The 10,135-nt window shown below is 74.6% G+C and carries 11 protein-coding genes; 7 read left to right on the forward strand and 4 right to left on the reverse strand.

Annotated features, from left to right (window positions below; all coding sequences use genetic code 11):
* The first annotated feature begins 1 nt into the window (after nucleotide 1).
* Genes ACQFYA_RS20680 through ACQFYA_RS20690 form a run of 3 tightly spaced genes read left to right on the forward strand, consistent with a single transcriptional unit; the run spans nucleotide 2 to nucleotide 1,894 of the window.
* A complete protein-coding gene (locus tag ACQFYA_RS20680) occupies nucleotides 2-481 on the forward strand; it encodes a DUF2975 domain-containing protein (RefSeq protein WP_499127355.1) in 480 nt (159 codons plus the stop codon).
* Nucleotides 481-723, forward strand: coding sequence for a helix-turn-helix domain-containing protein (locus ACQFYA_RS20685; RefSeq protein WP_499127357.1), 243 nt, complete (start codon nucleotides 481-483; stop codon nucleotides 721-723). Before ACQFYA_RS20680 ends, ACQFYA_RS20685 begins: the two co-directional genes overlap by 1 nt.
* Nucleotides 713-1,894, forward strand: coding sequence for an FAD-dependent oxidoreductase (locus ACQFYA_RS20690; RefSeq protein ID WP_499127359.1), 1,182 nt, complete (start codon nucleotides 713-715; stop codon nucleotides 1,892-1,894). Before ACQFYA_RS20685 ends, ACQFYA_RS20690 begins: the two co-directional genes overlap by 11 nt.
* A gap of 55 nt (nucleotides 1,895-1,949) precedes the next feature.
* On the opposite strand, the gene ACQFYA_RS20695 is transcribed toward ACQFYA_RS20690, so the two are convergent.
* Both ACQFYA_RS20695 and ACQFYA_RS20700 read right to left on the reverse strand, forming a co-directional pair.
* Nucleotides 1,950-2,972, reverse strand: a complete 1,023-nt coding sequence (locus ACQFYA_RS20695) for a zinc-dependent alcohol dehydrogenase family protein (RefSeq protein ID WP_499127361.1) — start codon at nucleotides 2,970-2,972, stop codon at nucleotides 1,950-1,952.
* A 26-nt stretch (nucleotides 2,973-2,998) separates the two neighbouring features.
* The gene (locus tag ACQFYA_RS20700) at nucleotides 2,999-4,258 is read right to left on the reverse strand and encodes a multidrug effflux MFS transporter (RefSeq protein WP_499127363.1); all 1,260 of its coding nucleotides are present in this window, start codon (nucleotides 4,256-4,258) and stop codon (nucleotides 2,999-3,001) included.
* Nucleotides 4,259-4,370: 112 nt separating this feature from the next.
* Between ACQFYA_RS20700 and ACQFYA_RS20705 the strand changes: the two genes are divergently transcribed.
* The 4 genes from ACQFYA_RS20705 to ACQFYA_RS20720 all read left to right on the forward strand — a co-directional run bounded on the left by ACQFYA_RS20705 (nucleotide 4,371) and on the right by ACQFYA_RS20720 (nucleotide 8,145).
* Nucleotides 4,371-5,258, forward strand: a complete 888-nt coding sequence (locus tag ACQFYA_RS20705; protein ID WP_499127365.1) for a helix-turn-helix transcriptional regulator — start codon at nucleotides 4,371-4,373, stop codon at nucleotides 5,256-5,258.
* The gene (locus ACQFYA_RS20710) at nucleotides 5,255-6,445 is read left to right on the forward strand and encodes a winged helix DNA-binding domain-containing protein (protein ID WP_499127367.1); all 1,191 of its coding nucleotides are present in this window, start codon (nucleotides 5,255-5,257) and stop codon (nucleotides 6,443-6,445) included. The genes ACQFYA_RS20705 and ACQFYA_RS20710 overlap by 4 nt, the downstream gene beginning before the upstream one ends.
* A 240-nt stretch (nucleotides 6,446-6,685) precedes the next feature.
* The gene (locus tag ACQFYA_RS20715; protein ID WP_499127368.1) at nucleotides 6,686-7,465 is read left to right on the forward strand and encodes a thioesterase family protein; all 780 of its coding nucleotides are present in this window, start codon (nucleotides 6,686-6,688) and stop codon (nucleotides 7,463-7,465) included.
* Nucleotides 7,462-8,145 carry a DUF6226 family protein gene (locus ACQFYA_RS20720; RefSeq protein WP_499127369.1) on the forward strand — a complete coding sequence of 228 codons (684 nt, stop codon included), beginning with the start codon at nucleotides 7,462-7,464 and terminating at the stop codon, nucleotides 8,143-8,145. Before ACQFYA_RS20715 ends, ACQFYA_RS20720 begins: the two co-directional genes overlap by 4 nt.
* Nucleotides 8,146-8,174: 29 nt before the next feature.
* Here ACQFYA_RS20720 and ACQFYA_RS20725 read toward each other — a convergent pair whose 3' ends face one another.
* Together ACQFYA_RS20725 and ACQFYA_RS20730 are read right to left on the reverse strand one after the other, a co-directional pair.
* Complete coding sequence (locus ACQFYA_RS20725; protein ID WP_499127371.1) at nucleotides 8,175-9,080, reverse strand: carbohydrate ABC transporter permease; 906 nt, start codon at nucleotides 9,078-9,080, stop codon at nucleotides 8,175-8,177.
* 13 nt (nucleotides 9,081-9,093) lie between these two features.
* Nucleotides 9,094-10,135 (reverse strand): carbohydrate ABC transporter permease (locus ACQFYA_RS20730; protein WP_499127373.1); only part of this gene is annotated, 1,042 nt, incomplete at its 5' end.

Raw genomic sequence — 10,135 nt, forward strand, 5'->3', positions numbered from 1 at the left:
CATGTCACGCACCCAACGCCTCGTCGGACCGCTCCGCGCGCTGCTCGTCGCGACCTTCGCCGCCCTCGTCGTCGCCCAGGTCGCGGTGCTGCCCGCGGCGTTCGCGCGGATGGCCGACGAGTCGCCCGACCTGGCGCCGCTCCGGTGGCCGCTGCTGGTGCTCGCCGTCGTCGGCCTGGTCTGCGTCGAGGCGGTCATCGTGTGCACGTGGCGGCTGCTGACGATGGTGCGCGACGACCGGATCTTCTCCGACCACGCCCTCGTCTGGGTGAACGGCATCGTCGCCGCCGCGGCCGGCGCCTGGGTGCTCGTGCTCGCCGCGTTCGTGCTGCTCGTGGCCGCCGAGGGCCTCGTCGGGCTGGCGGCCCTGCTCCTGCTGGTGCTGCTCGTGGGGGCCGCCGTCGGGCTGCTCATGGTGGTGCTGCGCGCGCTGCTGCGGCAGGCCACGGAGCTGCGCACCGACCTCGACGGGGTGATCTGATGCCCATCGTCGTCCGCCTCGACGTGGAGCTCGCCCGCCGCAAGATGAGCGTCGGCGAGTTCGCCGAGCAGGTCGGCCTCACGCCGGCCAACGTCGCCGTCCTGAAGAACGGGCGCGCCAAGGCCGTCCGGTTCGCCACCCTCGAGGCCATGTGCCGGGTGCTCGGCTGCCAGCCGGGCGACCTGCTGGAGTGGGTGGACGACGACGCCACGTCCGGAGAGGGGGGCGACGGTGCGCGCTGACGTCCTCGTCGTCGGGGCCGGCCTCGCCGGGCTGTGGACCGCCACGGAGCTGGCGCGGCGGGGGCACGACGTCGTCCTCGCCGACCGTCGCACCCGCCTCGACACCACCGTGCGCACCACCGGCATCTTCGTGCGCCGCACGCTGGAGGACTTCGACCTGCCGCCGGAGCACCTCGGGCCGCCGATCCGCCGGATGGTGCTGTACCCGCCGTCGCACCGGAGCCCGATCACCCTCGACAGCGCCCACGACGAGTTCCGCGTCGGCGACATGGCCCCGCTGTACGTGACGCTCGCCGGTCGGGCCGTCGCGGCGGGCGTGCGGCTCGAGCTCGGGACCCGGTACCTCGGGCGGCGCGACGACGTCCACCTGCTGCACGGCCCGGGCGGCCCGCTCGAGGTCCGCGCGACGTTCGTCGTCGGGGCCGACGGCGCCCGGTCCGCCGTCGCGCGCGAGCTGGGCCTCGACCGCAACCGCGAGCTGCTGGTCGGCGCGGAGGAGGTCTACGCCGTGCCACCCCGCGAGGTGGTGCCCGCCTTCCACTGCGTGCTCGACCCGCGCCTCGCGCCCGGCTACCTCGCGTGGGTGCTCGACGACGGCCGGCACGCGCACGTGGGCGTCGCCGGGTACGCCGACCGCTACCCGCACGGCATGCGCGACGCGCTGCGGCGGTTCGCCGCGACCGCACCCGGCCTCGCGGGCGTCCCCCGTCCGGAGGCGGTCGAGCGCCGCGCCGGGCCCATCCCGGTCGGCGGGCTCCTGCGCCGCATCGCCGGCCCGCTCGGGCTGCTCGTGGGCGACGCCGCCGGCGCCGTCTCGCCTCTCACCGCGGGCGGGCTCGACCCGTGCCTGCGGCTGTCCGACCACGCGGCCGACGTCCTCGACCGCGCCCTGCGCACCGGCGACCGTCGCGAGCTCGCGCGGTACGACGGCGCCGCGCTGCGCGCCCGGTTCCGCGGCCGGCTCACCCTGCGCCGCGGCCTATCGCTGGTCCGCACGCCCGCCGCCGCGAGCGCCGGCGTCGCGCTGCTGCGCACCCCGCCCGGTCGGGCGGCGGCGCGGCGCATCCTCTTCGGGCACGGGTCGTTCCCTGACCCCGGTCCCGTGCGCGGCACCGGGGTGCCGCAGGCCCTCGCCGACACCCTCGTCCTCGCGCCGCGTGACGCCGGTTGAGCCTGTCGACACCTCGCTCGTGGCGTCGACAGGCTCGACAGGCTCCACCGACGGGTCAGACCGTGAGCAGCACCTTGGTGGCGCGGCGCTCGTCCATGGCGCGGTAGCCCTCGGCCGCCTGCTCGAGCGGCAGGGTGAGGTCGAAAACCTTGCCCGGGTCGATCTTCCGGTCCCAGACGAGCTGGATGAGGTCCGGCAGGAATCGCCGCACCGGGGCGGGGCCACCGTGCAGGTGGATCTCTGAGAAGAACAGCTCCTCGCCCGGGATCGTCACGTCGTGGGAGACGCCGACGAACCCGACATGCCCGCCCGGGCGCGTGGCACGGGTCGCCTGCCTCATCGCCTCCTGCGTGCCGACGGCCTCGATGACCGAGTGCGCGCCGAGGCCGCCCGTCAGCTCCTTGACCCGTGCCACACCGTCGTCTCCGCGCTCCGTGACGATGTCCGTCGCGCCGAACTCGCGCGCCAGGGCCTGGCGGTCGGCGTGGCGCGACATCGCGATGATGCGCTCGGCCCCGAGCTGCTTGGCAGCGAGCACGCCCATGAGGCCGACGGCGCCGTCGCCCACCACGGCGACAGTCTTGCCCGGGCCGGCCTCGGCGGCCACGGCGGCGAACCAGCCGGTGCCGAGCACGTCCGAGACCGCCAGGAGCGAAGGAATCAGGTCGGCGTCGGGCCGGCCGGGCGTCGCGACGAGCGTGCCGTCGGCCAGCGGGATGCGCGCGAGCTCCGCCTGCGTCCCGATGGTGCCGTGCACGAACTGGGCGTGGACACACTTCGACTGGTAGCCGGCCTGGCAGATCTCGCAGGTGTTGTCCGAGATGACGAAGGACCCCACGACGAAGTCGCCGACCTTCACGTTCCGCACGGCGTCGCCGACCTCCTCGACGACGCCGACGTACTCGTGCCCCATGGGCAGATGGTCGGCGGGCTCGAGGCCCCGGTAGGGCCACAGGTCGGACCCGCAGATGCACGTCGCGGCGAGGCGGACGATGGCGTCCGTCGGCTCGACGATCGTCGGGTTCTCCCGCTCGGCGACCGTGACGGTGCCTGCGGCCTCGAGGACGACTCCACGCATGTTGATGCTCCGTTCGTTGCGACTTCTCAGAGATGGACGGGGTCCGCGTCGAGAGCGACGCGGTGGGCAGCGGGCGCGGCGGCGCGGCGGCGCGCGGCGAACGCGAGGAAGGCGACGGCGGCGAGGCCGACCGCGACGACGGTGACGAGCCCGAGCGGCAGGATGGTGGCCGCCCCGGCGAGCCCGACCAGCGGGGCGGCGACGCCGCCGAAGCCGAACCGGAGCGTGCCCAGCAGGGACGACGCCGTGCCGGCGAGCCGCGGGTACCCGACCAGCGCGAGCGTGGTCGCGGGCGGGGAGGTCGTGGCCACGCCGCTCGCCAGGGCCAGCAGCGACACGACGACGACCCACAGCGGCGTCGTCGTCAGGCCCGACACGAGCAGCCCGACGGCGCCGAGCGCCGCGAGGCCCGTCCCGACCGCGAGCGTGCCGGGCACGCTCCAGCGCTCCGCGGCGCGCCCGGCGAGGAACCCGCAGAGCATGAACCCCGCGGAGTTCAGGCCGAACGCGAGCGCGTATCCCTGCGGGGACAGCCCGTAGATGCCCTGCAGCACGAAGGTCGCGCCCGACAGGTAGGCGAACAGCGCGGCGTACATGAAGCCCTGGTGGAGCACCGCGCCCACGAAGACGCGGTCGGACAGCAGCACCCGGAAGTCGCGGCCGGTCCGGGCGAACCCGCCGGCCGTCCGGTGGTCGGGGGGCAGGGTCTCCGGGAAGGCGACCAGCGCGGCGACGAGGATGACGGCGCCCGCGGCGGCGAGGAAGACGAACAGGCCGCGCCAGTCGGTGACGGTGTTCAGCTGGCCGCCGAGCAGCGGGCCGACGATCGCCGCGAGCCCGCCCACCACGGTGAGGCGGCCGTAGAACCGGATCAGCGCGCCGCCGGTGAAGACGTCGCGGCCGGCGGCCTGCGCGATGACGATCCCCACCCCTCCGGCCAGGCCCTGCACGAACCGCGCGCCGATCAGCAGCTCCACCGTGGGGCTGACGGCGCACAGGGTCGACGTCGCCACGTAGGCGACGACGCCGACGAGCAGCACCCCGCGCCGTCCGAGCCGGTCCGACAGCGGGCCGGCGACCAGCTGCCCCAGGGCGAGCCCGACCAGGCACGCGGTCACCGTGAGCTGCGCGACCGACGTCGCCGCCCCGAGGTCCGCCGTCAGCGCGGGCAGCGCCGGCAGGTACAGGTCCATGGAGATGGGCCCGAAGACGGTGAGCAGGAGCAGCAGCGCCGGCAGGAACCGGGCATACCGGGCCTGTGCGGCTGGTGCGGAGGGGGCCGACATGCCTTCCAGCATCCGCGCCGCGCTCGCGGCACGGGAGTCCCTGTCGAGGGGTGTACCGACAGTGCACCCCTCCGCCCGGCCGTGGCCGGCCTTCCGTGCCTAGCCTGGCCGCATGGACAACCGATCCGAGGTGCGCGAGTTCCTCATGTCCCGCCGCGCCAAGGTGACCCCCGACGAGGCGGGCCTCCCCGCGGGGCCGAACCGGCGCGTCCCGGGGTTGCGCCGCAGCGAGGTCGCGACGCTCGCCGGGGTGAGCGTCGAGTACTACGCGAAGCTCGAGCGGGGCGCGATCGCCGGGGCGTCCGCCTCCGTCCTCGACGCCGTGTCGCGCGCCCTGCGGCTCGACGACGCCGAGCGCGCGCACCTGCTGGACCTCGCGCGAGCGGCCGACGGCATCCCGACGTCCGGGCGCCCGCGCGGCCGGGCGCCCCGGCCCGGCGCCCCGCGGCCGAGCCTGCAGTGGGCGCTGGAGGCGATCGCCGACGCCGTCGCCTTCGTCCGCGACCCGCGGCAGAACCTGCTCGCCACCAACGCGCTCGGTCGCGCGTTCTACGCCCCGGTCATCGGGGACGGCGGACGCACGCCCAACCTGGCCCGGTTCCAGTTCCTCGACCCCGCGGCGCGCGACTTCTACCCGGACTGGGACCTCATGGCCGAGATGTGCGTGGCGGTGATGCGCGCCGAGGCGGGCCGGAACCCGCACGACAAGGCGTTCCAGGACCTGGTCGGCGAGCTGTCCACGCGCAGCGAGACGTTCCGGACGCTCTGGGCCGCCCACGACGTCCGCATCCACGGCGCGGGCACCAAGCGCTTCCACCACCCCGTGGTCGGGGAGCTGACCCTCGCGTTCGAGGAGCTCGCCATCACCGCCGAGCCCGGTCAGGTGCTCCTCGTCTACACCGCGGAGCCGGGGTCGCCGTCGGCCGAACGGCTGCGCCTGCTCGCGTCATGGGCCGCCGACACGGACGGACGCGACGTCGCCGCGGGCCGCCCGCGGTGACCGCGCGGGCGTCGCGGGCCGAGGTCGTCCGGTTCCGGCTCGCCGCGCACCACCTCGACGGGCGGGGGTCGGAGAGCGACCTCGTCGACGTGGCCGGGCGGTGCGGGGTGCAGGACAGCCCGCCGGGGTCGGCGCTGCTCGCCCTGCACGCCCGGGTGGAGGGCATCTCGACGGAGCGGCTCGACGGCGCGCTCGGCGAGGACAAGAGCCTGCTGACGACCTGGGCCATGCGCGGCGCGCCGTTCGTCGTCCCGACCGCCGACGCGGCTGTCTTCACCGCCGGGGTGCTGCCTCCCACCGAGGAGGCGACGCGCCGACTCCTCCAGGGCGTCGGCCCGTCGCTCGACCGGCTCGGCCTGAGCCTGACGGAGGCGGTCGACCTGACGAGTGACGAGATCCGCGACGTGCTCGGCGGGCGCCGTCTCGCCGTCGGGGAGCTGGGGGCGGAGCTGTCCGCGCGGGTCGCTCCCCGGCTGCCCCGCGACCGGCGCGGCACCTGGACGGAGGAGGGCCCGTACGCCGCCGGCCAGCCCCTCGGGGAGGGCGTCGTCCACTTCTGCCTGCGCGTCCTCACGCTGCAGGGCGTCGTGTGCTTCGCACCCCGGGAGGGCAACCAGGCCCCGTTCGTGCTGGTCGACGAGTGGCTCGGCCACCCGCTCCCGGACGCCGACCCGCAGGCCGCGCGCGCCGAGCTGCTCCGCCGCTACCTGCGCTGCTACGGGCCGTCGACCCGGGCGGACTTCGCCGCCTGGCTGGGGGTCCGCGCCGGCGACGTCGGGCCCTGGTGGGAGCCGATCGAGGACGAGCTGGCGCCGGTCGACGTCGGTCGACGGGCCTGGCTCCTGGCCGACGACCTCGACGCCCTGGGGTCGACGCCCGCGCCGACGGGGGTGCGCCTGCTCCCGCCGCGCGACCCGTACACGCAGCTGCGCGACCGCGAGACGATCGTCGGCATGGAGCACCACCGGGAGATGTGGAAGTCGGTCGGCGCCCCGGGCACCGTCCTCGTCGACGGCGAGGTCGCGGGCACCTGGCGCCCGCGCAAGAGCGGCACGACGCTGACCCTCGCGGTGACGACGTTCGACGCCCTGCCGCAGCGCGCGGAGAAGGAGCTGCGCCGCGAGGCCGAGCAGCTCGCGCCGCTGCGGGGTGCGGCGTCGGTGGACGTCCGGCTCGCGACGTCCTGACCTGCGAGGTTCACCCTCGGCGGCTTCGCGCACCGGCACGGCGCGGTCGTGGTGCGGTTGGTGTCCCGGCTGGTCGATCGACTCCGCCGCGTCGCGGCTCCGCGTCGGCGGCCTGGCGCTCGTCGCCGACCGCTCGTGCTCCTGGGGGTCGTCGCACCCGCACGCTGACGCCAGGCACGTGACGTCCCTGGCAGGATGGCCGTCACTCCCCACGAAGGACGGACCTCGAAGGACGGAACCATGGCCTACTTCCGCCGCACCGGCGCGACGACGTTCCAGCCCACCCCGCACGTGGGCGGCGCCTGGAAGACCGACGAGCAGCACGTGGCGCCGACGCTCGGGCTGCTCACGCACCTGGTGGAGACCGACCGGGAGCGGCGCGGCCGCGACGACCTGGCGGCCACGCGGCTGACGTTCGACATCTGGGGCCCGTACCCGCTCGAGGAGATGACCACCGACGTGCGGGTGCTGCGCCCCGGCCGCGGCGTCGAGCTGGTCGAGGCCGAGGTGGCGTGCGGCGGACGCCGGGTCGTGACGCTGCGCGCCTGGCTCACGGCCGTCGGCGACACCCGCGCCCTGGCCGGGGGCTCGCCCGCGCCCGTGCCGGGCCCCGACGAGCACGAGGCCTGGCTGCCGAGCGCCGACTGGCCGGGGGCCTTCGTCGAGTCGATCGACGTGCGCCGCACGCTGGCGGCCCCGGGCCGCGGCACCGTGTGGGTGCGCACCGACCACGAGCTCGTCGAGGACGAGAAGGTGGGCGGCCTCGCCCGGACGGCGGGCCTGCTCGACCTCGCCAACGGCATGTCCGTGCGGGCCGACCCGCAGCAGGTCGCGTTCCCCAACGTCGACCTCTCGGCGCACCTGTACCGCACGCCCGAGCCGGGGTGGCTCGGGCTCGACACCACCGTCACCTTCGGCGACGCCGGGGCGGGCCTCACGAGCAGCGTGCTGCACGACGAGCGCGGCGCGTTCGGCGTCCTCGCGCAGGGACTCGTGGTGCGCGGGCTCGGGGCGTCGTGACCCCCGGCGTCCTGAAGGCCCAGGTCGACGCCGCGTACGCCCGTCTGGACCTTCCGTCCTGGCCGTCGCCCCGGCCCGACGACGCGGAGGCGCGGGAGGAGGAGTACTCACGGGTCTCCGATCCGCACAAGTACCGGGTGGTACACGGCCGCGCCCGCGCATGGACCGAGATGCTCGGCGCACTGCCGGGCGTCGTCGTCGAGCACCTCGGGCCCGTGACGACGGATCGGCACGAGTTCGACCGCGGCGTGCGGATCGTCTCCCCCGTGCCGGGCACGCTGCCGCTCGTGCTGCTGGAGCAGGACGCCGGGCCCACGGTGCACGGCGAGACGACGGACTTCCTGCAGGTGGCGGTCCAGGACCCCGGTCACCGGATCGACTACGGCGTCCCCGACTGCGGGTGCGACGCCTGCGACTGGGGCTCGGCGGGCCTGCTCGACGGAATCGACGACGACGTCCTCGGTGTCGTGGCCGGACCGTTCGTCCTGCTCGACGGCAAGGACTGGACGGCGACCTGGCACCCGGACGGCGGCAGCATGGAGGGCGGCGCGAGGCAGTCCTGGAGCTTCAACGCCGCGATGCGGGCCTGCCGCGCGCTCGCCGACGGCGGCGATCCGCGCCTCCCGAGGTCGACCACCGCCCTCGTCGGCCGCTCCTGGCTGGACGCGAACTTCGGCTGAACCCGTCGTAACCCAGGTGACCAGTACCGCTACTTCAGCCCGGACCGGACGAAGGCGTCGACGACATAGCGCTGCAGGAACACGTAGACGAGCAGCACGGGGATACAGGCGAGGCCGGCGGCGGCCATCGTGGCGCCCCAGTTGTTCCCCTCCGCCGTGAGGAAGCTGCGCACACCGACCTGCACGAGCGCGTCGTTCTGCTGCATGATCAGGGACGGCCAGAGGTACTCGTTCCACGCCGAGATGAACCCCATGATCCCGAGGGCCGCGAGCGCCGGCTTCATGTTCGGCACGACGACGGTCCACAGGATCGACCAGCTCGAGCGGCCGTCCATCTGGGCGGCGTCCAGCAGCTCGCGGGGGAACGCGCGCATGTGCTGCACCATGAGCAGGACGGCGAACGCCCCCGAGAGCTGCGGGATGACGACGCCGCCGATCGTGCCGAGCAGGCCCATCTGCGACACGAGCAGGTAGTTGGGGATCATCGTGACCTGGAACGGGACCAGCCACGACCCGATGAACAGGAACATCAGCAGCTTCTGGCCGGCGAACTCCCACGCCGCGAAGGCGTACGCCGCGAGGGTCGCGACGAGCAGCTGGACGACGGCCAGGACGAGCGCCATCGCGAACGTGTTGGCGAGCATCGAGCCCATCGGGATGGTGTCCCAGACGTACGCGAAGTTCTCCAGGCTGAGGGGCCAGGGGAACGGCGTCTGGGACAGCGCGTCCTCCGGCGCGCGCAGCGACGTGGCGAACATCCAGTACACCGGGAAGACGCTGAAGACGGCGACGACGGCCAGGACCACGTGGCCCGTGGCCACGCTCGCGCGGGAGCGGGACGCGACCGGTGCGTCGTCGGTCTCGACGCCGGCGCGGTCCGCCGCGTCCGGACGGGCGGTCAGCGCGACGGGGGCGTCGACGGCGACGAATGCCATGGGGGTGCCTCTCTCAGTTGTCGTAGAAGCTGAGCCGGTCCTGCAGCTCCATGAACACCCACGCGATCAGGGCGAACCCGAGGAAGAAGAGCACCCCCGCAGCCGCCGACAGCCCGGCGTCGAAGTTCTGGAACCCGAACTGGTACAGCAGGTAGTAGATGTTCGTGGTCGCGTTGGTGGGGCCGCCCTGGGTGAGCAGGTCGATGATCGGGTAGCTCCACTGCGCGGCCAGCAGGATGGTCATCAGCCCGAGGAACACGATCGTCGGGGACAGCAGGGGAAGCAGGATCCGTCGCGTGATCTGTGCCGAGCTCGCGCCGTCGAGCGACGCCGCCTGGGCGTACTCGGGGCTGATGCCCGCGAGGCCCGCCGACACGACGAGCACGCCGAACCCCAGCATCTGCCAGCCGACGATGACGACGACCGCCCAGATCGCGAGCGCCGGGTCGCGGAACACGTTGCCGAAGTCCAGACCCATCGCTCGCGCCACCGTGGGGATCGCGCCCTGCTCGGCGAACAGCCAGCGCCAGACGGCGGCCGTGGCCACGGGCGTCACGAGGAACGGCACGAAGACGAGCGCCTGGTAGACCGTCCGCGCCCGTCCCCGCACCTGGCGCGCCCGCAGCGCGACCAGGATCGGAAGCACGAGTGAGAACACGAGGGAGGCCCCGACGTAGATCGCCGTGTTCCGCAGCGCCGCCCGGAGCTCGGGCAGCTCCACGACGTCGGTGTAGTTCTGCACGCCGACGGGGGTCTGGGGCGAGGTGGGGAGGAGGTTCCAGTCGTAGAACGACAGCTGGAACGTCTCCACGAGCGGCTTGTACGTCCACACGATCAGGAGCGCGAGCGCCGGCAGCAGGTAGAGGTACGGCACGAGCGAGGCCCTGCGCCACGGGCGGCGGCCCCGCCGGCCGGCGCCCGCCACGGAGGCGGGCGCCGGCTCGGCGGGCGGGGCGACGGCGACGAACACGCCCGGCACTCCCCCACCGAGGCGGTCACCGCGGCGGGCCGCCCGGCCGGCGTCTGCGCCCTGAACGCGGCGAGGCTCTCCGGCG

This window comes from Promicromonospora sp. Marseille-Q5078 (genome assembly GCF_050315395.1).
GTDB lineage: Bacteria > Actinomycetota > Actinomycetes > Actinomycetales > Cellulomonadaceae > Isoptericola.

Excerpts from the sequence above, each read along its gene's own strand:
- ACQFYA_RS20680 (WP_499127355.1), top strand. The coding sequence starts at position 2 with ATGTCACGCACCCAACGCCTCGTCGGACCGCTCCGCGCGCTGCTCGTC.
- ACQFYA_RS20685 (WP_499127357.1), top strand. The coding sequence starts at position 481 with ATGCCCATCGTCGTCCGCCTCGACGTGGAGCTCGCCCGCCGCAAGATG.
- ACQFYA_RS20695 (WP_499127361.1), bottom strand. The coding sequence starts at position 2,972 with ATGCGTGGAGTCGTCCTCGAGGCCGCAGGCACCGTCACGGTCGCCGAG.
- ACQFYA_RS20700 (WP_499127363.1), bottom strand. The coding sequence starts at position 4,258 with ATGTCGGCCCCCTCCGCACCAGCCGCACAGGCCCGGTATGCCCGGTTC.
- ACQFYA_RS20705 (WP_499127365.1), top strand. The coding sequence starts at position 4,371 with ATGGACAACCGATCCGAGGTGCGCGAGTTCCTCATGTCCCGCCGCGCC.
- ACQFYA_RS20715 (WP_499127368.1), top strand. The coding sequence starts at position 6,686 with ATGGCCTACTTCCGCCGCACCGGCGCGACGACGTTCCAGCCCACCCCG.
- ACQFYA_RS20725 (WP_499127371.1), bottom strand. The coding sequence starts at position 9,080 with ATGGCATTCGTCGCCGTCGACGCCCCCGTCGCGCTGACCGCCCGTCCG.